Below are 233 nucleotides of genomic sequence, written 5' to 3'. Positions count from 1 at the left end.
CGAACGGCAAGCCCGACAGCGCCGCCAGCTCGGCGGCAATCGCCTCGCCGAAGCCATGGGGCGAGTTCAGCCCGGTACCGACGGCGGTACCGCCCTGGGCCAGCTCGCACACAGCGGGCAGGGCGCTGCGGATGGCGCGCTCGGCGTAGTCCAGCTGGGTGATGAACGCCGAGAGTTCCTGGCCGAAGCTGATCGGTGTGGCATCCATCATGTGCGTGCGGCCGGTCTTGACC

General features: G+C 70.0%; 1 protein-coding gene. It reads right to left on the bottom strand.

Going from position 1 to position 233, the window contains the following annotated elements:
• Positions 1-233, bottom strand: a 233-nt coding sequence (locus AC0L20_RS41915) for a lyase family protein (RefSeq protein ID WP_473295980.1), incomplete at both ends; no start/stop codon positions are given.

The organism is Bradyrhizobium sp. Kon58, assembly GCF_055807455.1.
This window is presented reverse-complemented; position numbering and strand designations above follow the sequence as displayed.